This window comes from Chromobacterium sp. FG22 (assembly GCF_057809415.1).
In genome coordinates, this window is record NZ_JBMDJX010000016.1 from 32,269 (window position 1) to 58,395 (window position 26,127).

Here is a 26,127-nt window from a genome sequence, read left to right on the forward strand (position 1 = left end):
ATAATCCTTAGATGGTTCAAGGATGGGTATCAGGCTGATGGCACCTCTTGGGCGGACGTAGCGGACGCAATGCACCCAACCTAAGGAGCATCGATTTTCCGATTCCCAGAAACGCCGGAAACATTGATTCATAAAAGAGAAGTCAACGGAAATCGAAACTTACTGTATAGCTCGGTCTCGGGAGACTGCCTGCCTCGCATGCGCAGAGCATAGCTAATCAATGCATTGTTCAGCATGTACAGCCTATTACTTTCTGCCACTCCATTTTCAGATAGGTTTTCTATAACCCAAAGAACCGGTGATTTTCCCGCATAGCGTTCCCTCGGCGAGAATACATAGCTTGGCTGCCCTATCTCTCCAAGAATGTTTAAGCCATAGCTAATGGTATAAGGCCGATTTACTATATCAGCTGGCGTTCTTTGAAGCTCATAGAAGGAGTCAGCAAGCTTGCCTAATATGTTCGACTTAACAAGGTCAATTCGACCCGTGATCATGGCTGTTTGTATCATATAATGATACGAAAGACCGTGTGCAAAATAATCTTCTCCAGGATTCACGCCCTCCAATTGATTTATAATTACTGCTAGAAATGCATTTATATCAGGTATTTCCTCTTGCAACCTGCCTAGATTGTGGAGGGCGACGATATAGTACAAGCCCATATGCGTCTTTTCTAAATCTTGAAGGCCTTTCCATAAATTTCTCATCTCCAATAATCTATTCTTCTTGTATGTTAGATATTCAGTTCTTCCAGACATTGCAATGGCATTGAGCAATGTTACAAGCGGATAGGTTTTAGAGAAGTATTTGGACAGCGATTGTGGAAAATACGGATAAAGATTTATTTCGTCGGCGCGATCTAGGTGGTCAAGGATCACCTTCATATAGTCTTTCTTTCCATCGAATATGAAACCACCTTTTTCGATCAATAATATACTTGATAACAGCATCGCGCCGCCGCGCCCTCGAAAAAAGGGTGTTGGAATTCGCTCGAGACACTCAAGTGATTCGAGTATATAGTTTCTTTCATTTGAAACTAGGCGAGATGTAATGCTCATCTGGCCAAATGCAAAGAATAGAGATGAAAAGGCAGAGAGTTTCTCGTAGTCACCGTGTCGCTCGCAGTTTTCATCGTTGCTGCCGTTGGCTTTAATTCTATCCATCGCACGTAAAATCTCGGCTGGAAAATCATAGTCTTGACAGATGAGAGCCTCTTTTTCTATTCTGAGCTTTGCGAAAGCATCCATGACTATGCATCCCGCCATAACCTGCCAGTAAGGGTTCTTCTCTAAGCGAATGGCATCGATAATCCCTTTGGCTTCCTTATGCACTTGCGCTTGAGGGAGGCCATCGCGGCTACTCACCCAATTCAAGATCATCCGCACCAGTAAGCGAGAGAATAGATTGTACGAATTGGAAGTAGGTATTTTTCGTTCTAAAGCATGCAACGAGGATAGAATGTGCGCTGCAATATTCTCATCGTAGTCTATCGGATATTGCCCGAGACCCACGCCTCTTACTATGCGACTCCACGGCGTCGCGATGATGCGCGATTCCGTGCAAAGTAAGTTAAGTTGATTAAATGCAATATTTGGCGAACGATAGGTCATTTTCTCTCCAAGATGCAGTGATATGTCGAATTAACGATCGGGCAGCGCGGGGGCCGTAATTCCGAGGAAAGCCGTTCTGCGGCCGTCCAAAAGCTCAACAGCCCAATTTAGCCACTTTACGCCTTCGCAGTAGATTGCCAGAGGACGCCTTTGCGTTTGATAGTCGTCAATTAATTCACCATCAATTTCTGACTGGAAGTGAAACGGCGGCATGGCTGAGAAATGTGTGCCCATCACGAACACAAAGCGGATCAACCAGTATGGATCATCCTGAAGATAGGCGCTTGCTGGGTTGTCGAGATCAAAGACTTCGGCCATCGTAGGCGCAAAGAAATCCTCCAAACCCATAATGGAATTATCAGTTGCTTGTGCTTCTTGATCCAGTGAATCATCTCTGATCTGGTAGGACTTTTGAAAAGGGTTGTCTTTTTGAAAATCAATTCTTACGCTGAGTAAGCCATCTTTCTCGACTTCAACCTTTAATTCAAAATAATCATGATGAATCTCATCGTAGTGCCCTATTGAATTGTGCCAAGGCTTGTTGTCGTACATAGGGTCATCTCTCGTGGACGCTCCATCACTTTTGTACCCAATGGCACGTGGATCGAGGAACGCCAATCCCATAGATTCAACAGTGATATTCTCCAGAGCCTCATTGATCACGCTGTTTTTTGCCTTCGATACAACTAGGTTGCTTGCATGAAGAAGTGAGTCTATGTTCGCTATCTTTATATTTTCTGTATTCGTATCACCCATCACCAAACTGTGAACCCTTGGCTCTAGTATCTTTAAATAGTCAGGCTTGCTTCGAAGGTAATCAATGAGAGCAAGACAATTAAGATATGTCCGACCATTTATAACTATCTCTCTTGAGTCCAACAGACACTCATCGAAAGTATTAGGCGCAGATTTTCGGCATAGCGACAGTCGATCCGATATTTTCTTGAAGTACGCCTCCTCTAGGGTACTTGGAGTGGAGGCTGCCCGGTTCACCACATGCACCTTTTCATTCAAGAACTTTATAATATTTCTGTACAATCTAGCTACCACAATCGGCGGCGGTGAGAACTTCCGAATAAATTGACTGACTTCTTCCCCGGGGATATAGCTCATCTCATAGATGGCCTCTTGGTATTGAGAAACTCCTTCTTTCTCATTGTGGAATGAGGCGGGGATCACCCGTTTTAATGTGGAATACACTACGGGGAAATACTGTCTTAGAGACTCCGGTAGACCTTGCAGATACTCGGCCTGTCTCTGCGCTTTAACAAAGGGCGGCATCATTGGCCCTTTGCCGTGCGGGTCCCATTTCACGGATGTCAGGGCTTCACTCAGTATTTTCCGGACGATAATCTTATTGCCCATGATTTTCGTCCCTCGCAATAAACATTGTCACCGACTCGCTACCACCTAGTCCAAAACCGATGAGTTTCTCATCAGACTCGATGTAGGAATTTATCGTGCTGCTCGGAATTCGCCTGCTCTTGGCATACTTCAAGACCATTCGGTTATCGCGAGTGTTGCTCAGAATTGACATTTCATCAAAGCTTGCGAGGTACCTGTTGGAATTTTTGTTCCACACATCTTCTGGCGAAGTTATTGATATAACTGTTATTTCATGGGACGAAGATTCGATATACCCCTCGGGAAGAGGCGAGCCGATTGAAATAATTTTGATGTAGCCTTGAAGTTGGAGGCGTCGAATGCTATGCCTCAAGGGTGATACTTGCTGGAATAAATTCCGAGTTTTGGTTTGAATATCTTTCTTTGACTGCACCAACGTATCGTTTTGTGCGATCACGCAGTCGGTCGCACCTTTCAAAGAAGAAACAAATCTCTCCAATATAGAATTCCAGTGCGCTGTTTCTTGATTCTCTCGAAGGTATTTCACATAAAAATGTATGGCGTCGGAGATTGAAACAGCATCCGCTGCGGCCAGAGAAAGCAACCACCCCATATGATCTCCAGCAGCGTAGAAGACTATATTCTGAGAAACTATGGCTGGACGATAATATATCAGAAGTTTGAAAAGTATGTATTTGTATGACATGTAGTCAGTTGCTATCAAGTTTGCGGGAAGGACATATTTATAGTCCCCGCTTTTATAAAGGCAATCTGGGTCTATATGTAAGTCATACAGAATCTCGCTCCAAATCTTTCGGGCTAAAGGCTGGCTGTTTAAGATTAGGCGCATATTGTGGTGCAACTCGCCCAATGACATATCGAAATTATGATCAAAATGAAAAATGATCATTTCTGTGCTGTTGCCATCCTCCAACTCGACAATTCTCACGCGCCTCTTGGAGCCTTGGATTTTTATTTCCGTATAGGGGGTGCCAACCAAGGATTTCTCGCCGACGATTCTCCTTTTTACTCTGGCGTTGACGACAATCTCACCTTTTTTCAACTTTACGAAATCTCGATATCGATAGGTGTGCTGAAGTATCTCCACATATTGATTATAGGTAGGCCATGAATTCCTACGTGGATTTTCCATTTCTTGTTTGAGCAATTCAATCAAGTTCCTGTAGAGCAAAATTTCGCAAACCCCGTTTGAGGCTGCGCTCTTGAAATATTTGCCTATCGATTGATAATGCCCTTCATGCAGGCTTTCGTTCTCAAACCGCAATGCCCGTAGATCACTATTTGTTCGATGAATTTCTTTTAAAGCACGAACTAGCTGAAAAGAATCGGCAGGCTGTCCCGTATACGCTATTGCAGTAGCATTTACGCCATTATCTTCTAAAAGTTTTATTGATTTCTGACCAAGACCGAATTCCACTATTATATTTGGCTTCAATACTTCAATTTTTTTGACCGTGTCTCGCGAGTCCATGATCTGGTCTGCGATGGCAAGCACTGCCTGCAAAGCGTCAGACGCTGTTGTGATGATCTCCGATCCATGATTGGGAACTATGGGTGTATGTGGAGTATGGAAGGTGATCCCTTCCATCTTGATGAAATTCCCAATGGCATGGCGTATGTCGCGCATTCTCGTTGAATGAGCCAGGAACGCTGTCGGCGCCTTTAAAATGGTGATGTTCACCGAGGGAAAATTCTTCATGAATATAAAAAATTCCTGCTTTAGGCTGGCTCTGACATAGATATTTTTCTGCGTTGAAGAATACACTTTGTGAACCTCGATATCGGCCACTGTATAAAATCTTGAAATTCCCGCAGTAGCTCGAGCCAACTCATCAGGTTGAGCCGTTAAAGCAATCACATAAGATGGCTCCTGATTGGTCGCTTCCTTGTGAATGGCATTTTGGACAGGGAGGTATGATCTTATTTTAGATACAAAAGGATCATTGCTTTCCGCCTCCGTTCCTGAGTGCAGCAATATCAACGGCTCGAAGATATGAGCTATTTTTGTGGCATCATGTGAAGTTAAAGAACCGCTGGCGGCGAGTGAGGCCAAAATCCCAAGACTTTCCCCTGTATAGGAAATAAATTCAACGGGGATTCCTTGCCGGTGCAGTTGTTCGCGAAAATGTGCTTCTAGTGCCAGGTTGTATGTTAGAAATGCGGCCCCAAGAAATCCGCATTTCTCCAGCCTTCCCAATGGCATATTATCTTGTGCGAAAAGCAATTTTTCCGGCTGCTCTGGATGTCCCAGCGCCAGCGCTGCTTGAAGGTACACATTGGATACTTCACTAAACTCAGATGATAATAAATGGACTCCGGCAGTTTTATAGGCAAAGCGACTTCCCAAGCCAGGGAAGAAGCCGACCAAGCGCATCCCTTCATACCCCGCGGCTACATGTTCATTGTCTTGCTGGTTGGGCACAGAAAATGGAGATGACTTTGTATTAGAAAAAGGCTTCGAGGAGTCCATATATTTCCCTTCCCTTTCATTCTGAGTTTTTCACCAACAGCTCCTTTGGAGTGAAATTCTTCAGTTCAACTGTACTTGTTGGTCAAACGATTTCTAGGTTCTAGGTCTTGCTACCATCGATCCCAGTACAAGAAGTAAAAGCGCAACAGAGGATAGTCCCGCTCCGACCCAAAGAGGTGAAACAAACCCGTATCCTGCTCCAAGAGCCACTCCGCCAAGCCACGCACCCAAGGCGTTGCCCAGATTGAATGCCGCAATATTTACACCGGACGCTACCGTGGGGGCTTCGCTAGCGTGCGTCACCATGCGCAATTGCAGCCCGGGAGCTGTTGCCAGGCCTACGCCTCCCATCAATAGAAGGGAAACTATCGTCATAGCTTTGCTTTCAGCAGTAAGAGCAAACACGGCAAGAACTGCTGCGAGAAGCGCGAGGTTTATGCCAAGCGAAAGGTTGAGCGCTCGATCAGCGACTTTCCCGCCTACAATATTTCCTACAAAGGTTCCGATACCAAAAAGGACGAGGAGCCAGGGAACCTTAGCCGTTGCAAATCCGCTAACTTCAGTGATGGTAAATGCAATATAGGTGTAGCCCCCGATCACTCCGGCAAACGCTAGTACGCTAAGAGAGGCCGAAATCCATACTTGTGGCCTACGCAGAACACGAAGTTCCTTCAATAAGTTCGTATCGGCCGGGACGGGAGTCTTCGGTACGAGCAATCGGATACCAAGCATCGATAGAACCCCAATGCAGGACAAAACCCAGAATATTGATCTCCATCCCAGTTCCAAACCTACAAATGTACCGAAAGGAACGCCCATGACGTTCGAAACAGACAATCCAGCAAATATGAGTGCGATAGCGCCAGCTTGTTTGCTTTTGTCGACCATATCTGTCGCCACAACCACACCAATTCCAAAAAAGGCCCCGTGACACAGTGCGGCGATTACTCTCCCTAGCATCAGCACCTCAAATGTTGATGCGATGGCCGATACCAGATTACCGACAATGAACAGCACCATTAATGAGACAAGAACGCTTCTTCGCTCAAATCGAATAACCGCCGCCGTCAACCCGATCGCTCCCACTGCAACGCTGACGGCATACCCGGACACGAGATACCCGGCGACGGGCTCACTTATTGAAAGGTTGATTGCTATTTGAGGCAAAAGGCCGACTACACCGAACTCCGTCAGTCCGATACCGAAGGCTGCTAAAGCCAGCGCAAATATTCCGACAGGCATACAAGGCACTCCTAAGATGCTTAAAGGGGCTCCATGATGTACGCCTGAGTTGGGTCGCACAAGTACGCACATATTTTGCACATGGTGCAAAATATGATACTTACATCAGTGCTTTACCTCTGGAAGAGGTCCGAAAATTTGCTGGTATCCGGCTGTGGCAGGACAGCGAAATGCAGGCAACGACTAAAGATCATCACGGCAGGCCAATTAGCTTTTTTGTACTTTTTGAATGTTTTGAAAGCGCTGCATGTGCATTTGAGAGCCCTGTGAGATAGGCTTGGTGCTGAAATGCCTAGTACAGAGCGAGGAATCGCCTAGTGCTGAATTGCGCGGGATGCTATGCACCAAATGCGCTCATATGAATTTATCGTTTATAGGCTCTCATTTTTTATTACATCATACGACTCTAATTCTTATGCACGCTTTCCTTCGTCAATATCATCATCCTGATGAAGCGATGGTAAGGAAGCGTGAATTTCATGATCGGAAAGCTCATTCATATCTTGTTCAATCAGGTCCTCGGGGACTTGAACCGATTGAGAGTATTTAAAATGGACCGCTCCCCAATGATCTAGTGCGGCAATGACAGGCTTGAGCGTAACGCCCTTGTCGGAAAGGCTATACTCAACGCGGGGAGGGACCACAGCAAATACCCTACGGATTACCAGTCCATCGCTTTCCAATTCTCGCAGCTGATTTGTCAGCATTCTTTGTGTAATTGTTGGCAAAGACCGCTTCAGCTCGCTGAACCGCATAGTTCCCCGCTGAAATAGATGATGAAGTAATACTCCTTTCCATTTTCCGCCTATTACTGAAAGGGTTGCCTCCACCGTGCAACCAGGAGCTTTATCAAATCGGGTGTGTGGTATGCGCGGCATGACAGTATCCTTTATGTTACTAAGTCCAAAGAATGTGCATTCTTGTGCCCTGGAGTAGGTTAGCAGCAAAATGGCACCGGTACAGTCCGTGTCAAATATTGTTGTCGGGCCCTGCTTGCTCCTTTCGCGCCACCATGCAAGTCAGCTCTGACGCCGTGACTCGGGCTATAGAAGAGGAGACAGCCCCATGGAACTGCGCCACCTCCGTTGCTTTCTTGCCGTTGCCGAGGAGTTGCACTTCGCCCGCGCAGCTTTGCGCCTACATATGGAACAGTCGCCGCTGTCACGGACCATTAAAGAACTGGAAGAATTTTTGGGCGAACCGCTGTTCGCGCGCACCACCCGCAGCACCCGACTGACTCGCGCTGGCAAATTGTTTTTGGCGCATGTTCCTCGGATATTTTCCGCTGTGGAGCAAGCGCGAAACAGTGTGAAGGCTGCGGCTGTTGGTTTCGATGGCCAGCTCCGTGTCGCGCTGTCTGATGGCATCACGCCCTTGCGCTTTCCAGCTTTGTTAGCACTGTGCAGGCAGGAGGAGCCCGAGGTAGAACTGCGCTTTTTCGAGGTGCCACTTTCGCAACAGGTCCGAGGGTTGCATGACGACCTGTATGACGTAGGTTTTGCGCGTGCGGATGAAGTCGGAGATGGCATTTTGACCGCAGCCGCCTGGGATGATCCGCTGATGGTGGCTGTGCCAGCGCGACATCCTCTACTCGCCCACAAACGCATCCCGCTTGAAGAGTTGTTGCGGTACCCGCTGGTGCTCTGTGACGCGCAGGTCTGCGAGGGACATGCACGGCAGGTAGATCGTGTGCTGCGCCGCGCAGACATGGAGCCGTTGGTGGCAGAGCGCGTAACGTCCTGCGATCTAATGATGGCGCTGGTATCGGCCGGCTTTGCACTCGGCCTGACAGGCGGGGCACACATCCTAGCCAGCCGTGAGGCTGGCGTCGTGGCAAGGCCATTAGCCGGGCGCACGCCTCGATTACGAACCTATCTCCTGTACCCCGCATGCGAACCGTCCGAGGTACTAGCCCGGTTCATTGAGCGAGTGCAAGCCATCGAATCGCCCGATGGCACCAGGTCCGTTAGTGACGTAGCGCACTTGGAGACGATGATATGAAGACGACGATCGCACTGCTATTGACTGGCATAGTGATGGCAGCCTGCGGCCCAACCGGATCGCCGGACGCGCGGGACGTACCGCCTGTGGATGAACTGGCATCGAATGGCGAGCGGCTTAAAGAACTGCGCCAACAATGCAAGACGGACCGCGCGAAGCTCGGCGACGTGTTTTGCAACCGAGTTGCTGAGGCGACCAACCGGAGATTCTTTGGCGAGGGCACGACGCCGTATACGCCACCAAAGGAGCCGCCCAAGTTCTGAGAGTTGGCCTGGCGCCGTCACCCCTTCATTTTTCTGACCGACACGCCGCAAAGCACTCGCGCTTGCGGCGTTTTTCTTTGTCTCGCCGCTGTACGCATTCTTTCTTTTTCCTCGACCTTTCTGCCTCAAACGGTCTTTGACCGGCACTGACCCGGCACCGATCCTGACGCCTGCGGCACGTCCTTGTGTCGTGCTTTGGAGGCCAGGTCATGCAAGGGACGAACGTGCTGTTCGGTCAGATCGCCGTGGTGTTCGGCATCGTGATCGCCGGGGTGTGGGGTGCCACGCAGTGGACGGCAGCGGCCCTGGGCTATCAAGTGCGCCTGGGCTCGCCCTGGTTCGACTTCCTGGGCACGCCGGTCTACCACCCGTGGCGGTTGTTCGAGTGGTGGTTCTTCTTCGATGCCTACGCGCCGCGCGTCTTCAACGCCGGCGGCACGATCGCGGGCGGCAGCGGCCTCTTCGCAGTGGTGGTGGCCATTGGCATGTCGATCTGGCGCTCGCGCCAGGCGCGCCTGGTCACGACCTACGGCTCGGCGCGCTGGGCGAACGCGCGGGACATCCGCGATGCGGGGCTCACGCAATCGGCCGGCGTGTTTCTGGGCCTGCACGACCGCCAGTACCTGCGGCATGAAGGGCCGGAACACGTCCTGACCTTTGCGCCGACGCGATCCGGCAAAGGCGTCGGCCTGGTCGTGCCGACGCTGCTGTCCTGGCCGGCCTCGGCCGTCATCCACGACATCAAGGGCGAGAACTGGCAGATCACGGCCGGCTGGCGCTCGCGCTTCTCGCACTGCCTGCTGTTCAACCCCACCGATGCGAAGTCGGCGGCCTACAACCCGCTGCTGGAGGTTCGGCGCGGCGCGCACGAAGTGCGCGACGTGCAGAACATCGCGGACATCCTTGTGGACCCCGAAGGCGCGCTGGAGAAGCGCAACCACTGGGAAAAGACCTCGCACGCGCTGCTGGTCGGCGCCATCCTGCATGTGCTCTACGCAGGCGAGGACAAGACGCTGCGCGGCGTGGCCAATTTCCTCAGCGACCCCGCGTGCCCGTTCGAGCTGACGCTGCACCGGATGATGACGACGCGCCATCTTGGCGACACATCGCATCCCGTCGTTGCTTCGGCCGCGCGCGAGGTGCTCAACAAAAGCGACAACGAACGCTCGGGCGTGTTGTCCACGGCCATGTCATTCCTTGGCCTCTACCGTGATCCCACGGTGGCCGAAGTCACCTCGCGCTGCGACTGGCGCATTGCGGACCTGATCGCCGCCGAGCATCCGGTGTCGCTGTACCTGGTGGTGCCGCCCTCGGACATCAGCCGCACGAAGCCCTTGATTCGGTTGATCCTCAACCAGATCGGGCGGCGGCTCACCGAATCGCTCGACGGCTCGGACGGCATCGCGCGCCGCCACAAGCTGCTGCTGATGCTCGACGAGTTCCCGGCGCTGGGCCGACTCGACTTCTTCGAGACGGCTCTCGCCTTCATGGCGGGTTACGGCATCCGCAGCTTTCTCATCGCGCAGTCGCTCAATCAGATCGACAAGGCCTACGGCTAGAACCATTCGATTCTGGACAACTGCCATGTGCGCGTGACCTTCGCCACCAACGACGAGCGCACGGCCAAACGCATTTCCGAAACCCTGGGCACCGCGACCGAACTGCGTGCGCAGCGCAACTACGCAGGCCATCGGCTCGCGCCCTGGCTGGGCCATCTGATGGTGTCGCGCCAGGAGACGGCCCGGCCGCTGCTGACGCCGGGCGAGGTGATGCAGCTGCCGCCCGATGAGGCGGTGGTGATGGTGTCCAGCCTGGCGCCGATCAAGGCGAAGAAGCTGCGTTATTACGCCGACCCCAACTTCAAGCTGCGCGTGCTGCCGCCGCCCGTGCTGGCGGACGGTGGCCCGTACCCCGACATGCCGCCGGCACGCACGGATGACTGGCGCGGGCTGGCGATTCCCTCGGTTCCGGCAGCACCGGCCTTCGACACCGACGATGGCATCGGTAGTGCCGACGACGGCGGCCCGCGCCGCCAGCCCGAGCTGTCTGAAGCCGTCGAGTACGACCCCGAGCTGGCGGCTCCTGCTGCAGACCTCGCGCTGCTCGATGACGACGACTCGCCGCTGTCTCTTCCACGCCAGCTCGACCCGGCCCTGCAGCGCACGGCCCGGCTGGCATCCCTAGCCCCTGACGACGGAATCGATCTATGAGCCAGCACCGTTTGAACCTCTTCATTCAGCCCGAGCACGCCAGGCGCCTGGACGCGCTGTCCGCCATGAAGGGGGTGTCCAAGTCATCCATCGTCGCGGCGGCGCTGGCGTCCTGGCTGTCGCCCGATGCGGGCGACCAGCGCGAGGCGGCGATTGCCAAGCGGCTGGACCGGCTGTCGCGCCAGTTCGAGCGCCTGGAGCGTGATCAGAACATCGAGATCGAGACGCTGGCCTTGTTCATCCGCTACTTCCTGACGGTGAGCACGCCGGTGCCCGAAGCGCACCAGGACGCGGCCCGCGCGCAGGGCAAAGCGCGCTTCGAGCAGTTTGTCGAGCAACTGGGCCGGCACCTGCTGCGCGGGCGCAGCCTGGTGCGCGACGTGGTGGAGGAGCTGCATCCAGACCCGGTGCGGATGGACGACCTGGCGGGGCAGGAGCGGACGGCGGAGCGTGCCCCATGAGTGCCGTTCCGCAATCTATGAGCGCCACGTCGCTGGACCGCCGCATCCAGATGCTGCGCACGGCGATGGGGCCGCTGATTGCCGCCGCGCTGGAAGACCCGGACGTGGTGGAAATCATGCTCAACCCGGATCGAACTTTGTGGATCGACCGGCTTTCAACGGGCCGCGCACCGATGGGGGTGGAGCTGTCTGAGGCCGATGGCGAACGCATCATTCGCCTGGTCGCCGCCCACGTCGGCGCAGAAGTCCATCGCGGCCAGCCGCTGCTATCCGCCGAGCTGCCCGAGACCGGCGAGCGCTTCGAGGGGGTGTTGCCGCCGGCCGCGCCGGGGCCGGCCTTTGCGCTGCGCAAGCGCGCCGTGAGCATCCTCAGCCTGGATTGCTATGTGGCCGACGGCATCCTGACCACCGGGCAGGCCGAGTTTCTGCGCTGGGCCGTGCGCGAGCGCCAGAACATCCTGATCGCCGGGGCCACCAGCAGCGGCAAGACCACGCTGGCCAATGCCTTGCTCGCGGAAATCGCCGCCACCGGCGACCGGGTGCTGGTGCTCGAAGACACCATCGAGCTGCAATGCGCGGCCCGTGACCACGTACCGCTGCGCACCCGCGCGGGCGTGGTGTCCATGACCGATCTGGTGCGCGCCACCATGCGGCTGCGGCCGGATCGCGTCATTGTCGGCGAGGTGCGCGGCGGCGAGGCGCTGGACCTCGTCAAGGTCTGGGGCACGGGCCACCCCGGCGGCATCGCCACCATCCACGCGGGCTCCGCCGTGGGCGCGCTGCTGCGCCTGGAGCAACTGATTCTTGAAGTGGCGGTGAACCCGCCGCGCGCGCTGATCGCCGAGGCGGTCAATGTGGTGGTCTATATCGCCGGGCGCGGGCGCAAGCGCCGCGCCGAGAGCATTGCCCGTGTCGTTGGTTTCGACGGCGTGGGCTACCAGCTGGCGGACGCGCTGGAAGCGCCGTTTCCCGAGCTGCCGCCGGTGTCCCCCGCAGCGCTTGCCGCTGTGCCTTCCCTGTCCTCAGAGTCCGCTGGAGAACTGCCATGACCCACGCCCATGCTTTGCGCTTTTCTGTCAATCCGCTTCGCCGGCCCGCACGGCTGGATAAGCTGGCCCGCCCGGCGCTGCAGGGCTTGCTGCTTGCAGCGCTGATGCTGCTGCTCGTGGGCACCGCGCAGGCCGCCGGTTCGTCGATGCCGTGGGAAGGGCCGCTGCAGTCCATTCTCGAATCCATCCAGGGGCCGGTGGCGCGCATCATCGCGGTCATCATCATCATCGCCACGGGCCTGGCGCTGGCGTTCGGCGACACCTCAGGCGGCTTTCGCAAGCTGATCCAGATCGTGTTCGGCTTGAGCATCGCCTTCGCGGCTTCGAGCTTCTTCCTGTCCTTCTTCAGTTTCTCCGGCGGGGCCGTCGTATGAACGCCCCGGAGACCTTCGCCGCGGGCTTTGAGGTGCCTTTGCACCGTTCGCTGACCGAGCCCATCTTGCTGGGAGGCGCACCGCGCACCGTGGCGATTGCCAACGGCACCTTGGCCGCCGCCATCGGGCTGGGCCTGCAACTGTGGATTCCTGGCGTGGCGCTCTGGATCGTTGGCCACTCGCTGGCGGTGTGGGGCGCGCGCGTCGATCCGCAGTTCATGCAGGTCTTTGCGCGCCACATCAAGCATCGCGCGCTGCTGGACGTGTAGGGGGATGCCGCGATGCTGAACCTTGCCGAATACCGCCAGCGGCCCGCGCTGCTCGCCGACTGGCTGCCCTGGGCCGGGCTGGTCGCGCCGGGCGTCGTCTTGAACAAGGACGCAAGCTTCCAGCGCACGGCACGGTTCCGTGGGCCTGATCTGGACAGCGCCACGCAGGGCGAATTGATCGCCACGTCGGCTCGGCTGAACAATGCATTGCGCCGGCTCGGCTCGGGCTGGGCCTTGTTCATCGAGGCCGAGCGCCGGCCGGCGGCGGACTACCCGCGCTCGCAGTTCCCCGAGCCGCTGTCCTGGCTGGTGGACGAGGAGCGCCGCGCCGCGTTCGAGGAGTCGGGCCAGCACTTCGAGAGCGGCTATCACCTGACGTTGGCTTACCTGCCTGCGGAAGAATCCCGCGCCCGTGCGGCCGGGATGCTTTACGAGAACCGCCCGACCGAAGGCGTGGACTGGCGCGAGCGGTTGACCGCCTTCGTGGCCGAGACGGATCGGGTGTTTGACCTGCTCGACGGCGTAATGCCGGAGATTGCCTGGCTCGATGACGCGCAGACGCTGACCTACCTGCACGCGACCATCTCGACGCGGCGTTACCGCGTGGCGGTGCCCGAGGTGCCGTTCCATCTGGACGCGCTGCTGACGGACTCCGCGCTGATCGGCGGGCTGGCGCCCATGCTGGGCGACCAGCACCTGCGCGTGGCGACGGTGCGGGGCTTTCCGACCTCGACCTGGCCGGGGATTCTGGACGACCTCAACCGCCTGGGATTTGCGTACCGCTGGAGTACGCGCTTTCTGTGCATGGACAAGGCCGAAGCAGAGAAGGAACTCGCGCGGCTGCGCCGCCAGTGGTTCGCCAAGCGCAAGAACGTGGTCGCGCTGCTGCGCGAAACCATCTTCCAGCAGGAAAGCCCGCTGGTGGACACCGACGCCAGCAACAAGGCGGCCGACGCCGATGCGGCCTTGCAGGAGCTGGGCAGCGACCAGGTGGCCTTCGGCTATGTCACCGCCACGGTGACGGTGCTCGACGCCGACCCCGCGGTGGCTGACGAGAAGCTGCGCAGGGTGGAGCGCGTGATCCAGGGCCGAGGCTTTGTGACCATCCCCGAAACCCTGAACGCGGTGGAGGCCTGGCTCTCGTCCATCCCGGGCCATGCCTACGCCAATGTGCGCCAGCCCATCGTCTCGACGCTGAACCTGGCCCACCTGATGCCGGTGTCGGCCGTGTGGGCCGGGCCGGAGAAGAACGACCATCTGGGCGGCCCGCCGCTGATCGTCACCCGCACCGACGGCGCCACGCCGTTCCGGCTGGTCACGCACATTGGCGACGTGGGCCACACGCTGGTGGCCGGGCCGACCGGCATGGGCAAGTCGGTGCTGCTCGCCACCCTGGCGATGCAGTTTCGGCGCTACCCCGGCTCGCGCATCTTCGCCTTCGACATGGGGCGTTCGATGCGCGCCACCATCCTGGGCCTCGGCGGCGAGCACTACGACCTGGGGATGGACGGCGAGATCGCCTTCCAGCCGCTCGCGCGCATCGACCGCGAGGGCTACCGCGGCTGGGCCGCCGAATGGGTCGAAGGCCGGCTGTTGCACGAAGGCGTGGCCGTCGGTCCCGAAGAAAAAGCGGCGGTCTGGTCCGCGCTGGGCAGCCTGGCCGGTGCGCCGCTGGAGCAGCGCACGATGACGGGCCTGTCCGTGCTGTTGCAATCCAACGCGCTGCGCCAGGCGCTCGCACCTTATGTGCTGGGCGGTGCCCACGGCAAGTTGCTGGACGCGGATGTAGACCGCCTGGGCTCTGCTGCCGTGCAGGGCTTCGAGATGGAAGAGCTGATGCAGAGCAAGGCCGCCGTGATGGCCGTGCTGCATTACCTCTTTGCGCGCTTTGACGAACGCTTTGACGGTGCGCCCACGCTGCTGATCCTCGACGAGGCCTGGCTGTTCCTCGACGACCCGGTGTTCGCGGCGCGCATCCGCCAATGGCTCAAGACGCTGCGCAAGAAAAACGTCTCGGTGATCTTCGCCACGCAGTCGCTGGCGGACATCAAGGATTCGAGCATCGCGCCGGCCATCATCGAGAGCTGCGCCAGCCGCATCTTCCTGCCCAACCCCCAGGCCACCGAGCCGCAGATCCGCACGATCTACGAGGGCTTCGGCCTGAACGCGCGGCAGATCGAGATCGTCGCCACTGCGCAGCCCAAGCGCGACTACTACTACCAGTCCCGTCTCGGCAACCGCCTGTTCGACCTCGACCTGGGGCCGGCGACGCTGGCTTTCGCCGGCGCGTCATCGCCGCAGGACCAGCGCGACATCGACGCGGTGCTCGCGGCGTCGGCTTCCGCGTCCATCCCGTTCGCCGCCGCCTGGCTGCGCCATGGCGGCCTGCCATGGGCGGCCGATCTGCTGTCTTCCTTCCCGCCCCCGCAAGCACAGGAGACCTCGCCATGAAACCCCGCATCCTTCTTCACGCCGCCATCGCCGCCGTCCTGGCCGCCTCGCTGCTGGCGCCGGCGCCCGTCCTGGCCTGGCGCATCGTTTTCGACCCCTCCAACTTCACGCAAAACACGCTGACCGCGGTGCGCACCCTGGAGCAGATCAACAACCAGATAAAGCAGCTGCAGAACGAGGCGCGAATGCTGATCAACCAGGCGCGCAACCTGGCCAGCCTGCCGTCCAGCGTGGTGAACCAGCTGCGCGCCAACCTGGCCACCACCCAGCGCCTGATCGCGCAGGCCAAGGGCCTGGCCTATGAGGTGGCGGATCTGGACCGGGAATTCGCGCGCCTGTATCCCGAGCAGTACGCCGCCACGGTGAGCGGCAATCAGATGTACCAGGACGCTCAAGCACGCTGGAAGAACACGCTCAACGGCCTGCAGACCACCATGCAGATGCAGGCCCAGGCGTCCCAGAACCTGGCCGACGACGAAGGCGTGCTGGCCGGCCTGGTGGGCAAGAGCCAAGCGGCGGAAGGTGCGCTGCAAGCGCTGCAGGCGATGAACCAGCTGCTGGCCCTGCAGGCCAAGCAGTCCATTCAGACGCAGCGGCTGCAGATCACGCAGGACCGGGCGGCGTCGCTGGAGTTGGCGCGGCAGGCGGCGGCCACCGAGCGGGGCCGCGAGGTGACGCGGCGCTTCCTCGGTACGGGCACGGCGTACACGCCGCAGGCCGTGGACTTCTACAGCCGCTAGCGGGGCCGGCCATGAACGACGTCACGGTGATCGACCGCTTCCTGGACATCTTCTCGCGCTACATCGACTCGGGCTTTGGCCTGCTGCAGGGCGAGGTGGCCTTTCTGACGGCGACGCTGATCGTGATCGACATGACCATCGCCGGCCTCTACTGGGCGCTGGGCCATGCCAGCGGCCAGGGCGAGGACGTGATCGCCAAGCTGCTGCGCAAGGTGCTCTACGTGGGCGCCTTCGCCTACATCATCGGCAACTTCAACAGCCTGGCCGGCATCGTGTTCCGCTCCTTCGCAGGCCTGGGCCTGACTGCCAGCGGCTCGGCCTTGAGCATGGGGAATTTCCTGCAGCCGGGCCGGCTGGCCAAGGCGGGCATCGACGCCGGCGCGCCCATCCTCGGACAGCTCAGCGAGCTGTCCGGTTTCCCCGACGTGTTCACCAACATCGTGCCCATCGTGGTGCTGTTCCTCGCCTGGCTCATCGTCATCCTGTGCTTCTTCGTGCTGGCGGTGCAGCTCTTCGTGACGCTCATCGAGTTCAAGCTGACCACACTCGCGGGCTTTGTGCTGGTGCCGTTCGCGCTGTGGAACAAGACCGCATTTCTGGCCGAGAAGGTGCTGGGCAATGTGATTTCGTCGGGCATCAAGGTGCTGGTGCTGGCCGTCATCGTCGGGATCGGCTCGGGGTTGTTCGCGGAGTTCAAGACCCCGGCCGGCTCCGAGCCTTCCATCGACCAGGCGCTGGTCATCATGCTGGCCTCGTTGTCCTTGCTGGCCCTGGGCATCTTCGGGCCAGGGATTGCGACGGGACTGGTGTCCGGCGGGCCGCAGCTGGGCGCGGGGGCGATGGCCGGCGCTGCCATTGGTGCGGCGGGAACCGCTGTCGCAGTCGGCGCGGCGGCCACCGGCGTGGGCAGCGCGGTGGCTGCCGGGGCGCGCATGGCGCCTGGTGCCGCGCGACTGGCGGCCAGCGGGGCGGGTAGCGCCAAAGCAGCCTTTGCTGAAGGATCGGCCGCCGCGGGCGGCGGCCTCAAGGGGGCGGCTGCCGGTCTGGGCAACGTGGCCCGGACTGGCGCGGAAGCCGCCGGACAGAAAGTGGCCGATGGGGCGCGTTCGATGAAGGAGCGTGTCGCTGCCGCCTTCGGCCCCGATGACGCGGCTTCGGCTTCGGGGGCTGCGGCACAGGCCGCCAATTATTCCGCCCCCGCATCCCCTGTCACCGAACAGCCTGCTTGGGCCAAGCGCCTGCATCGCAGGCAACAGATCACCCAGGCAGCGACCACGGCCGCCCACACGCTGCGTGGCGGCGATGGCGGCAGCTCCAGCCAGGGGCCGAGCTTGCGCGATGCCGACGCATAAGGAGAGAAACCATGCGATTCCAACGACCCCAGGTGCGCTACGCCGACACGCCGCAGCCCGCCACGCCCTACCAGGCCGCAGCGCAGGTGTGGGACGAGCGCATCGGCTCGGCCCGCGTGCAGGCGAAGAACTGGCGCTGGATGGCCTTTGGCTGCCTGCTGCTGGCGCTGTTGATGGCCGGCGGCCTGGTCTGGCGCTCGGCGCAGTCCATCGTCACGCCCTACGTGGTGGAGGTGGACAAAGCGGGCCAGGTGCGCGCCGTGGGCGAAGCCGCCACGCCGTACCAGCCCAGCGATGCCCAGCTGGCTTATCACCTGGGCCGCTTCATCGGCCTGGTGCGCGGCCTGTCCATCGACCCCGTCGTGGTGCGGCAGAACTGGCTCGACGCCTACGACTACGCCACCGACAAGGGCGCGGGGGTGCTCAACGAGTACGCCCGGGTGGCCGATCCGTTCTCGCGCATCGGCAAGGAATCGGTGACGGTGCAGATCAGCAGCGTGACCCGCGCCAGCGACGTGTCGTTCAACGTGCGCTGGACGGAGACACGTTTTGTGAACGGCGCGCTGGACCGCACGGAGCGCTGGAACGCGGTGGTGTCCATCGTGCAGCAGACCCCGCGCACCGAGCAGCGCGTGCGCAAGAACCCCTTGGGCATCTACGTCAACGGGCTGGCGTGGAGCCGAGATCTGGAAGGCAATGAAGGAGCCAAGCCATGAATGCGTATTTCCGTCAATCCGCCTTGCCGGTGATCCTGGCTGCATCGACCATCCTGTTCTCGGGCTGCGCCACGCAGGGCCAGCCGCCGCCGCTCATCTCGCTGGATGAACCGGTGCAGGCCCAGCGGCTGCCCGAGGCGCCGAGGCCGGTGGAAGTGGTCGCGGTGCCCGAACCGCTGGCGCTGCCGGCGCAGTTGAAGCCGCTGCCCGAGACCGATGGGGTCAGGCCCGTGCCGGAACCCGCTGACGAGAAACGACGGGTTTCGCGCGCCAATGCCGAGGCGCGCATCGCGCCCACGCGCGAGGGCTATGTCAATGCGATCCAGGTCTGGCCGTTTACCGACGGCGCGCTGTACCAGGTCTATGCGGCCGTGGGCCGCGTGACCGTGATCGCGCTGCAGCCCGGCGAGGAGCTGGTGACGGTCGCCGCCGGCGATACCGTGCGCTGGATCGTTGGGGACACCTCCAGCGGCAGCGGCGACGCGCTGCGCGTCAATGTGATGGTCAAGCCGATCCGCTCGGGCCTGAAGACCAATCTGGTCATCACCACCAGCCGCAGGACGTATCTGCTGGAACTGGCCTCCACCGAGAGGACCTGGATGGCCTCGGTGTCCTGGGAGTACCCGAAGGACAGGATGCTGGCCCTGCAGCGCCAGGCGCAGGCGGCCAGCGCCGCCGAGCCGGTCGATACCGGCCTGGCGCTGGAGAAGATCCGCTTCCGCTACGCGGTCAGCGGCAGCAATCCGCCGTGGAAGCCGCTGCGCGCATTCGACGATGGCGAGAAGGTCTACATCCAGTTCCCGCCAGGCATCGCCCAGGGCGAGCTGCCGCCGCTGTTCGTGATCGGCGCGCAGGGCGATGGCCAGCTCGTCAACTACCGCTTCCGCCCGCCGTACTACATCGTGGACCGGCTGTTCGGCGCGGCCGAACTGCGCCTGGGCGGGGACAAGGGCGAGGTGGTGCGGATCGAGCGCACCGACGGGGTTTCGGGTGGCGCGCGGAGGAATTGACCATGCATGAAGACCATTCCCCCGGCCTCGCGCCGCCAGCGGGCAAGGCCGCGCCCGAGGCGATGGCCCTGCGCGCCCAGCCGCGCCCGGTCACGCGCCTGAACCGGCGCACGCTGGCCATGTTGACTGGCGGCCTGTCGCTCGCTGTGCTCGGTGCCACGATCTGGTCGTTGCAGCCGCAGCGGCGCGGCGGCTCTGAGCAGACCGAGCTGTACAACGTGGACCGCGTCTCCAAGTCCGAAGGGCTGGACGGCCTGCCGTCCGACTACTCCAAGCTGCCGGCAAAGGTGCCCGAGCTGGGGCCGCCGTTGCCGGGCGACCTGGGGCCGGCCATCGTGCAGTCGCAGCAGCCGGTGACGCCCAGCTATGCGCCGCCGGGCGATGATCCTGAAGCCGCACGGCGCAAGGAGGCCGATGCGGCGGCGGCTTCGACGGTGTTCTTCCGTTCCGCCAGCCAAGGCAAAAGCATTGCGTCGGCCGCAGGGGCGGGCCCGGCATCCGCCATGGCGGGTTTCGATCCGCAGGCGGCCGGGCCGGCCTCCACGGCGGCCCAGCCCGCCGACCCGACGGCGGTGCAGAACCGGCAAGACCAGAAAGAGGCTTTCCTGAAAGCCGGTTCTGCGGAAAACCGCAATTCAGGCCATCTGCAAATGCCGGCCTCGCCGTATCAGGTCATGGCCGGAACGGTAATCGCTGGCGCGCTGGTGACGGGCATCCAGTCCGACCTGCCGGGCGACGTGATCGCCACGGTAACGGAGCCGGTCTACGACACGGGCACGGGCAAGTTCCTGCTGATCCCGCAGGGGTCGCGCATCCTGGGGCGCTACAACAGCCAGGTGAGCTATGGGCAGAGCCGGGTTCAAGTGGTGTGGAACCGCATCATCCTGCCCGACACGTCTTCGCTCACGCTCGACAACCTGGCCGGCACCGACCCGGCCGGCTACGCCGGACTGGAGGACGGCGTGGACTGGCATTGGGGCCGCCTCTTCGCCGGCGCGGCGCTGACCACGCTGCTGGGCGTGGGGGCCGAACTGGCCGCGCCGGAGAACCGGCAGGACGGCAACCGCATCGTGATCGCCGGACGCGACAGCGTGCAGGACAGCGTGAACCAGATCGGGCAGGAGATGACCCGGCGCAACATGAACATCCAGCCGACGCTGACCGAGCGGCCGGGCTTGCCGGTGCGCATCATCGTCAACCGCGATCTTGTACTGCGGCCGTATCAGCCTTTATTCTTCCACCGGAGGGTTGCGCCATGAGCATGGCCAAGAAGCTGCGGCTGGGGCCGCTGCCCAAGACCGAGAGCGTCAAACTGACGTTTGCCTGCCCGTCCAGCCTCAAGGCGGACCTGGATCGCTATGCCGCGCTGCACGCGCAGACCTACGGCGAGAGGGTAGATGCGGCGGCGCTGATTCCGCACATGCTGGAGGCGTTCATGGCGGGGGATAGGGTGTTTCGAATCACTGCTCACAAGCGTTGATCATCTAAGGATTTCTCCGTTCTCTGCGACCAGTCAGTGACGCTGCGGTGGAGGTGTAGTGTGGCTGATGCGCTGAGCAGCAAATTTGTACTCTCGGCGGAGTATCCGATTCCCCGCATTGCCCATCAAGAACACCATGATGGTTGCTGGTGACGTTGGCTATACAGAAAAACAATCGCTTGTGAACTCACTACACCAATGAATCGCTTTTCTAGTTTTGACTATGCCCCAAGCGAAACCCGACGGACTCTGCGAAATCGCTTCGCGAACAAACTGAGTACTGCTCATCAACCCCGGTTTGTCCACCCAGACTTGGAGGTGACATCGGACGAACTTGTGCTCAGGTTGCTGGCTGATCTGAAGATGTCTTCAAACGCAGAGTGGTCTGCTGTCGAGGTTGCTTACGCCGATGCCAAACCGCTTGCTGGTGAGCCACCGGACCTCCAAGCAGTCGCCGACCTGGGCTGGCTGCGTCGTATTTGGGGTCGTGCTGAAATCGGACGAGATCTCCGCATAGCCATACAGCAGGCTCCGGCAGGCGTGATGGATGCCCTCAAACTCCTCTTGTCAGGTCTTCACGAGTGGCACTATGAGGTCGACGCGGCTGCCCGCGCGGCCCCTGAGTTGCGCCGCCTCGTCGAGGTGCTTGAAGCAGCGCATCAAAAGCCACGCCAAATCTTGCCGCAAACGCCTGAATGGGTCGCTGCAAGGCTATGGGAGCGAACTTTGGCGAAAGAGGCCAATCTGGATGGTGCTCTTCGTCGATGGCTGGACTTGTGGAGACTCTTAGGTTTCCCGTCAATTGTCCCTAAAGACGTTTGGAGCGCGTCGGATGCCGAGAGATTTCGAGAAACCGCACTTCGAGTGATCACCAGCGAGTCTTGTTTTCGGGGGTGGGACGAAACGCGTGTTCTCTACGTTAGGCAGACAGCGCTGGCGCAAAACATGACCATGGCCGGGGTTGAGTCTCTATTTCCACAGGCCCCCGTGACTCTGGTAGGAAGAGCGCTCTGGTTGCAGTCTCAAGCCATTGAAGGTCGAGCTTACGATTCACTGACCATCTGTGGGGACCTGTTTGGGCTGATCAGGCTACTCTTCGCCGATGTCGAGGCCGAGGAATATTCTTCAGCACCGCATGCTGTTGCTGCTCAGCTGGTGGATCTGGCAATTGATCGTGCCGAGCTCTTCATTGATTTGCTGTTTCGGGTCCGGACTCACCCAAGGTTGCTTGCGGATCTTGTCCTTTATCCTCCCAGCGCAGGTTTTGCCTGCCTCATGATTGCCCAGTGGAGGTCATCAACTGGCGCATGGGATCGTGGTCTCGTTGAACGCGACCACCAAGATGGTCAGGCGGAGGCCTTTGCGGATGCGGTTGCGATACTCGGAGAGCATTTGCGCAAGGGGAGAGCGAGCGCCGGTGAGGCCGCGGCATTGCTCAATTGGCTGCATGGCCGAGCCGGCCCAAGCTTTGTTGATGACGTTGCTGGCATGGACCCGTTGCTTGCGGCGCTTCGCCGCGAAATCGCGAGTTGTGCTAATTCGACGGTGCTCGCGATGGCGCAATCGCTTGATGGGCCAAGCTTGCGTTCGGGTGTGGATGCTTCCGAATTTGCTGCTGTGCTTGATCTTGCTGATCTTGGTGGTATTGAAGAAGAGGTGGATGCCGACACTATCGTTGCCGCCTACGCAACCTCCATCGCCACGGGCAGTTATTCGCTGTCGGCCCACCGGATAGGGGTCTCTGGTGCCGCCGTGCTGGCCCGCATTGCTGGACGAACACAGGAACTTCGCACGAAGTTCCTTTACCCCCAGGACGTTCGCGCTCGGATGGCTGCCGAGACGGACCCGGACAATGAAATAGTCATTCAAAACTCCATTGGTCGTTCGTTAAGAGCGCATATCCGGATTCTCTGCCGTGCCATCATTGGCGGCAGGGGCGATGTACCCGCTGATCTGTTTGACGCTTTGGTTGTTGCGGTTAAGGTGGGCGCCCTGCAGCACAAGGAAAAGGGCCGCTTCGCCGCATTTGCCGCACGCTTCGAGACGCATGTCTTGGAGCCTGCTTACGATCGGCCACTTGCTGCTGATCTTGCGGCTGCTCTGACATCGCTTAACCGACAGCAACAAGAGGCGTTGTTGGCAGCGATTCTCGAAACAGATGAGCCGCTCATTCTGGCTCAGTTGTTGTTGAGAAGCCCGTCTCATCTGCGTTCTGCCATTCAAAACCGCATCGCAGCACTCGCGCCGATTGACGCGGGCGCGATTCACTCCCTTCCAGAAATGCTGGCTCGAATCGACGAGTTGATTGCTGCTGGAGCTGCAGACGCTGCTGCGAGTTATATGGCTGCCGAGGCCACTCTCAAAACATGGGGGAAGCCCGATGGGCGGGAACTCATCCGGTTCCAGAACCAAGTTCGCCTCCTTTTCCTTCGGGAGGACTGGGCGGCAATTGCGGCAGCAGAAGTTCCGGATCTGCCTACGCCCTATGACCGGAAAGAAGCGACAGAGACCCTGCATCGATTTCGTGCGCTGGCGATGATCACGGGGCCCAATCCCAACCCTGTAGAGGCAAAAGCGTTATTTGCAAAGGTCTTTGAAGAGAGACCATCTCTTGCTGCTGCCACAAACTGGTTTGCAGCCGAGATCAGCTGCCTACTTCCCACAGATAGCTTTGGCATGCTTAGCGGCGAGAACATACGGAGAGGTCAGAAGGCGATTGCCGAAGTTGAGCGGATGATTGCACTACTCCCGGGGGCTTCCTTCGATGAGGCCTTGGAGTGCAATCGCGCGCTGCTAAAGCTCGCCTTGGCGGAACCGAGTCAGGCTCTTGGCGTTCTCTCCGCCGTAACGTTTGTTCGCTTGCAGGATACTGCGGCCGCGTATCGCGCCATAGCTTTGGCTAGGTTAGGCCGGCACTCGGAAGCTACTGCGGCGCTCGATGTGGCTGAACACGCTATCGGTAGGACGGAAGTACTTGCGGCCACACGGAGCCATATCGCAAGCGGTGCAGCCTTCCTTTCGATACCTAACATCTCTCTGCACGAGGATCTGGTCAAAAACGTACGGGCCGCGATTTCTCGTTTCCGGCTGATGAACCCTACTGAACAAGCCAGAATAATTCAGCAAGAGACGGACCCGTTTAACGCCTTGCTGATCGATTACGTTCGAGCAGCCGCTGACGCTGTTGTCTCCCTGGTTCCAATGATGAAAGGTGTCCAGATTGACGCCATCGAAGACGATCTGACCGCCTTTGTACAGCACCTATTGGCGGCTCGTGTTCAGTTTTTTGGTTGGTCAGTTAGTGACCAGTCGAAAGGCGGTTTCAGTGGCAAAGGCAATGCCGGTGAACGAGATTTGCTTGTGACATGGGGAAGCTCCGTGCTGGCCTTGATCGAAGCCGTGGTCTGCGACAAGCCGCTTACTCAGGATGCGATGAAGGCGAATCTGGAGAGTCATTTCCAAAAGCTGCTTGGGTACAGCAGTTCGAGAATCTTTTTCCATCTCACCTATGCCTATCTCGAAGACAAGCAGGCGCTGATGCAGTTCTTGGAGGCATCGGCCGAGACAGCGTGCCCTCCTGGGTTTACCTACCTTGGACGCGAGGCCATCCCTCATGAAGACTCCCGGCCACCGGGATTTGTCGCTCGATACTCTGCAGATTTTGGTGAATTGAAAGTCGTCTTTCTTGTCTTGAATCTTGGTCAACAACGTCAGCGACAAGCGGCTGCAACGGCTGCTGCCACAAAGACGAGAAGAGCGCCAAAGAGAGCAAAGAAGGCAGGGGGTTGATCTGAAAGCAATTTGAGGTATCGACATTGGGCAGGGCTGGGGGTGGCCTGCATTTGTGGGTCAGTTCTGAGCTGTGGCTTGGTTGCCAACATTCTTGATGCAGGGCTCCTCGGTCGGTCGCATGTTTGGGCTTGGGCTCAAGCTGCTGTAGCGTGTCCATCTACGGCGTCAGAGTCTGTTGCTCGTTTGTAGGAGTGCGCAAGGCCTTGACCGGTTGATATAGGCTGTGGACTCATATTACGCAGGGCCATAACATCTGCTACCTGATGGTGAGTCATACATCTGGTGCGTTACGCTTGCTAGTAAACCAACAAGGACGAGGCTCTGACTCGGCTGAAAGCCTGGTTGTAGCTTTTCGTTCGATACAGAAGGAGGCCACGTGTCAGGTTTGACTGATAAGACGATCAAGAGACTTTTCGCGATGTCCGGGAACTTCTGCGCGTTCCCGGGCTGCTCCCTGCCCATCGTGGAGAGCGCCGGAACCATCACAGGTGAAATCTGCCATATCAAGGCAAGAAGTGCAGGGGGCCCGAGATTCGATCAGACTCAGGCCGAAGAGGACCGGCATGGTTTCGATAACCTCATTCTTCTGTGTCGGCACCACCACAAGGTGGTGGATTCAGAACCGGACGTGTACTCGACGGAGGCCCTGCAGGAAATCAAGTCAATCCACGAGAGAACAGTGGGACGTTCCGAGCAGGCAACCGACGGATTCTTCGCGAAGATACTTCTCAACGATCTGAAAAAAACAGAGGTCCACCGCAACTCAGGCAATGTCGCGATCAACAGTCCGGGCGCGATCCTGATGCAGACGGTCAATCTAAAGACGACCCAAAAGACCGTGAAAGTCCAAGCTCCACCAGGGACAATTGGGGCTGACCAGCATGCAAGCAGGTATGTCCAGTACCTGATTGGACGCTATAACGAATTCGCGGGCGCAGACAAGACGCGTGACACGAAGTTCAGCTACGGTGCGATCTCGAAGAACATAGAGACCAACTTTCGTGCTCCTTGGCGGCTTCTTTCCATGGAGAGGTTCGATGTGCTCTGTGCCTATCTCCAGCAGCGAATTGGCAAAACGCGTATCGCCAAGTCGAACTCAGCCAAGGGGCATCGCTCATTCTCTAGTTTTGAGGAGTTCAGCGATTAAGCCGGGCTCAGGCAGAACTCGCAAATTACTCCATCTTCTGCGCCTGCACAGAATGTGTGCTTCTGATGGCCATGGTTAAGAAGTTGCGGCAAGGTCCGTTGTTCAAAACCGAGAGTACTAAACTG

Annotated in this window: 20 protein-coding genes and 1 pseudogene; 16 read left to right on the forward strand and 5 right to left on the reverse strand. The window is 58.7% G+C overall.

Annotated features, from left to right (window positions below; all coding sequences use genetic code 11):
- Window positions 1–128 precede the first annotated feature (128 nt).
- The 5 genes from ACODSD_RS15985 to ACODSD_RS16005 all read right to left on the reverse strand — a co-directional run bounded on the left by ACODSD_RS15985 (window position 129) and on the right by ACODSD_RS16005 (window position 7,565).
- The gene (locus ACODSD_RS15985; protein ID WP_488877792.1) at window positions 129–1,610 is read right to left on the reverse strand and encodes a hypothetical protein; all 1,482 of its coding nucleotides are present in this window, start codon (window positions 1,608–1,610) and stop codon (window positions 129–131) included.
- 30 nt (window positions 1,611–1,640) lie between these two features.
- The gene (locus ACODSD_RS15990) at window positions 1,641–2,975 is read right to left on the reverse strand and encodes a hypothetical protein (protein WP_488877793.1); all 1,335 of its coding nucleotides are present in this window, start codon (window positions 2,973–2,975) and stop codon (window positions 1,641–1,643) included.
- On the reverse strand, window positions 2,965–5,445 hold the full coding sequence (locus ACODSD_RS15995) for a hypothetical protein (RefSeq protein ID WP_488877794.1): 2,481 nt from the start codon (window positions 5,443–5,445) through the stop codon (window positions 2,965–2,967). The genes ACODSD_RS15990 and ACODSD_RS15995 overlap by 11 nt, the downstream gene beginning before the upstream one ends.
- Window positions 5,446–5,538: 93 nt before the next feature.
- Window positions 5,539–6,687 (reverse strand): MFS transporter, encoded by a 1,149-nt coding sequence (locus tag ACODSD_RS16000; RefSeq protein WP_488877795.1) that lies wholly within the window; start codon window positions 6,685–6,687, stop codon window positions 5,539–5,541.
- A 413-nt stretch (window positions 6,688–7,100) separates the two neighbouring features.
- Window positions 7,101–7,565, reverse strand: a complete 465-nt coding sequence (locus ACODSD_RS16005; RefSeq protein WP_488877796.1) for a winged helix-turn-helix transcriptional regulator — start codon at window positions 7,563–7,565, stop codon at window positions 7,101–7,103.
- A 187-nt stretch (window positions 7,566–7,752) separates the two neighbouring features.
- Here ACODSD_RS16005 and ACODSD_RS16010 point away from each other — a divergent pair, with 187 nt between their 5' ends.
- From ACODSD_RS16010 to ACODSD_RS16085, 16 genes and pseudogenes are all read left to right on the forward strand, one after another.
- The gene (locus ACODSD_RS16010) at window positions 7,753–8,688 is read left to right on the forward strand and encodes a LysR family transcriptional regulator (RefSeq protein ID WP_488877797.1); all 936 of its coding nucleotides are present in this window, start codon (window positions 7,753–7,755) and stop codon (window positions 8,686–8,688) included.
- The gene (locus ACODSD_RS16015; protein ID WP_488877798.1) at window positions 8,685–8,951 is read left to right on the forward strand and encodes an EexN family lipoprotein; all 267 of its coding nucleotides are present in this window, start codon (window positions 8,685–8,687) and stop codon (window positions 8,949–8,951) included. The genes ACODSD_RS16010 and ACODSD_RS16015 overlap by 4 nt, the downstream gene beginning before the upstream one ends.
- Window positions 8,952–9,160: 209 nt before the next feature.
- Window positions 9,161–11,161 (forward strand): annotated as a pseudogene (locus ACODSD_RS16020) (conjugal transfer protein TraG).
- Window positions 11,158–11,622 (forward strand): hypothetical protein, encoded by a 465-nt coding sequence (locus ACODSD_RS16025; RefSeq protein ID WP_488877799.1) that lies wholly within the window; start codon window positions 11,158–11,160, stop codon window positions 11,620–11,622. The pseudogene ACODSD_RS16020 and the gene ACODSD_RS16025 overlap by 4 nt, the downstream one beginning before the upstream one ends.
- On the forward strand, window positions 11,619–12,671 hold the full coding sequence (trbB, locus tag ACODSD_RS16030; protein WP_488877800.1) for a P-type conjugative transfer ATPase TrbB: 1,053 nt from the start codon (window positions 11,619–11,621) through the stop codon (window positions 12,669–12,671). The genes ACODSD_RS16025 and trbB overlap by 4 nt, the downstream gene beginning before the upstream one ends.
- Window positions 12,668–13,045 carry a TrbC/VirB2 family type IV secretion system protein gene (locus ACODSD_RS16035; RefSeq protein WP_488877801.1) on the forward strand — a complete coding sequence of 126 codons (378 nt, stop codon included), beginning with the start codon at window positions 12,668–12,670 and terminating at the stop codon, window positions 13,043–13,045. Before trbB ends, ACODSD_RS16035 begins: the two co-directional genes overlap by 4 nt.
- A complete protein-coding gene (locus ACODSD_RS16040) occupies window positions 13,042–13,314 on the forward strand; it encodes a VirB3 family type IV secretion system protein (RefSeq protein ID WP_488877802.1) in 273 nt (90 codons plus the stop codon). Before ACODSD_RS16035 ends, ACODSD_RS16040 begins: the two co-directional genes overlap by 4 nt.
- A gap of 12 nt (window positions 13,315–13,326) precedes the next feature.
- Window positions 13,327–15,765, forward strand: a complete 2,439-nt coding sequence (gene trbE, locus ACODSD_RS16045) for a conjugal transfer protein TrbE (protein WP_488877803.1) — start codon at window positions 13,327–13,329, stop codon at window positions 15,763–15,765.
- Window positions 15,762–16,505: a P-type conjugative transfer protein TrbJ gene (gene trbJ, locus ACODSD_RS16050; RefSeq protein WP_488877804.1), complete on the forward strand. Its 744-nt coding sequence runs from the start codon at window positions 15,762–15,764 to the stop codon at window positions 16,503–16,505. Before trbE ends, trbJ begins: the two co-directional genes overlap by 4 nt.
- Before the next feature lie 11 nt (window positions 16,506–16,516).
- Complete coding sequence (trbL, locus tag ACODSD_RS16055) at window positions 16,517–17,857, forward strand: P-type conjugative transfer protein TrbL (protein ID WP_488877805.1); 1,341 nt, start codon at window positions 16,517–16,519, stop codon at window positions 17,855–17,857.
- A gap of 11 nt (window positions 17,858–17,868) precedes the next feature.
- Window positions 17,869–18,573, forward strand: a complete 705-nt coding sequence (gene trbF, locus ACODSD_RS16060) for a conjugal transfer protein TrbF (RefSeq protein WP_488877806.1) — start codon at window positions 17,869–17,871, stop codon at window positions 18,571–18,573.
- On the forward strand, window positions 18,570–19,583 hold the full coding sequence (gene trbG / locus ACODSD_RS16065) for a P-type conjugative transfer protein TrbG (RefSeq protein WP_488877807.1): 1,014 nt from the start codon (window positions 18,570–18,572) through the stop codon (window positions 19,581–19,583). Before trbF ends, trbG begins: the two co-directional genes overlap by 4 nt.
- A 2-nt stretch (window positions 19,584–19,585) precedes the next feature.
- Entirely contained in the window at window positions 19,586–20,842 is a 1,257-nt protein-coding gene (locus tag ACODSD_RS16070) for a TraB/TrbI/VirB10 family type IV secretion system protein (RefSeq protein ID WP_488877808.1), read from the forward strand.
- Window positions 20,839–21,063, forward strand: a complete 225-nt coding sequence (locus tag ACODSD_RS16075) for a DUF2274 domain-containing protein (protein WP_488877809.1) — start codon at window positions 20,839–20,841, stop codon at window positions 21,061–21,063. Before ACODSD_RS16070 ends, ACODSD_RS16075 begins: the two co-directional genes overlap by 4 nt.
- Window positions 21,064–21,381: 318 nt before the next feature.
- Entirely contained in the window at window positions 21,382–24,852 is a 3,471-nt protein-coding gene (locus ACODSD_RS16080; RefSeq protein ID WP_488877810.1) for a hypothetical protein, read from the forward strand.
- A gap of 379 nt (window positions 24,853–25,231) precedes the next feature.
- Complete coding sequence (locus tag ACODSD_RS16085; RefSeq protein ID WP_488877811.1) at window positions 25,232–26,002, forward strand: HNH endonuclease signature motif containing protein; 771 nt, start codon at window positions 25,232–25,234, stop codon at window positions 26,000–26,002.
- Window positions 26,003–26,127 lie beyond the last annotated feature (125 nt).

Coding starts and splice junctions, on each gene's coding strand:
- ACODSD_RS15985 (WP_488877792.1), bottom strand. CDS start 1,610: ATGACCTATCGTTCGCCAAATATTGCATTTAATCAACTTAACTTACTT.
- ACODSD_RS15990 (WP_488877793.1), bottom strand. CDS start 2,975: ATGGGCAATAAGATTATCGTCCGGAAAATACTGAGTGAAGCCCTGACA.
- ACODSD_RS15995 (WP_488877794.1), bottom strand. CDS start 5,445: ATGGACTCCTCGAAGCCTTTTTCTAATACAAAGTCATCTCCATTTTCT.
- ACODSD_RS16000 (WP_488877795.1), bottom strand. CDS start 6,687: ATGCCTGTCGGAATATTTGCGCTGGCTTTAGCAGCCTTCGGTATCGGA.
- ACODSD_RS16005 (WP_488877796.1), bottom strand. CDS start 7,565: ATGCCGCGCATACCACACACCCGATTTGATAAAGCTCCTGGTTGCACG.
- ACODSD_RS16010 (WP_488877797.1), top strand. CDS start 7,753: ATGGAACTGCGCCACCTCCGTTGCTTTCTTGCCGTTGCCGAGGAGTTG.
- ACODSD_RS16015 (WP_488877798.1), top strand. CDS start 8,685: ATGAAGACGACGATCGCACTGCTATTGACTGGCATAGTGATGGCAGCC.
- ACODSD_RS16025 (WP_488877799.1), top strand. CDS start 11,158: ATGAGCCAGCACCGTTTGAACCTCTTCATTCAGCCCGAGCACGCCAGG.
- trbB (WP_488877800.1), top strand. CDS start 11,619: ATGAGTGCCGTTCCGCAATCTATGAGCGCCACGTCGCTGGACCGCCGC.
- ACODSD_RS16035 (WP_488877801.1), top strand. CDS start 12,668: ATGACCCACGCCCATGCTTTGCGCTTTTCTGTCAATCCGCTTCGCCGG.
- ACODSD_RS16040 (WP_488877802.1), top strand. CDS start 13,042: ATGAACGCCCCGGAGACCTTCGCCGCGGGCTTTGAGGTGCCTTTGCAC.
- trbE (WP_488877803.1), top strand. CDS start 13,327: ATGCTGAACCTTGCCGAATACCGCCAGCGGCCCGCGCTGCTCGCCGAC.
- trbJ (WP_488877804.1), top strand. CDS start 15,762: ATGAAACCCCGCATCCTTCTTCACGCCGCCATCGCCGCCGTCCTGGCC.
- trbL (WP_488877805.1), top strand. CDS start 16,517: ATGAACGACGTCACGGTGATCGACCGCTTCCTGGACATCTTCTCGCGC.
- trbF (WP_488877806.1), top strand. CDS start 17,869: ATGCGATTCCAACGACCCCAGGTGCGCTACGCCGACACGCCGCAGCCC.
- trbG (WP_488877807.1), top strand. CDS start 18,570: ATGAATGCGTATTTCCGTCAATCCGCCTTGCCGGTGATCCTGGCTGCA.
- ACODSD_RS16070 (WP_488877808.1), top strand. CDS start 19,586: ATGCATGAAGACCATTCCCCCGGCCTCGCGCCGCCAGCGGGCAAGGCC.
- ACODSD_RS16075 (WP_488877809.1), top strand. CDS start 20,839: ATGAGCATGGCCAAGAAGCTGCGGCTGGGGCCGCTGCCCAAGACCGAG.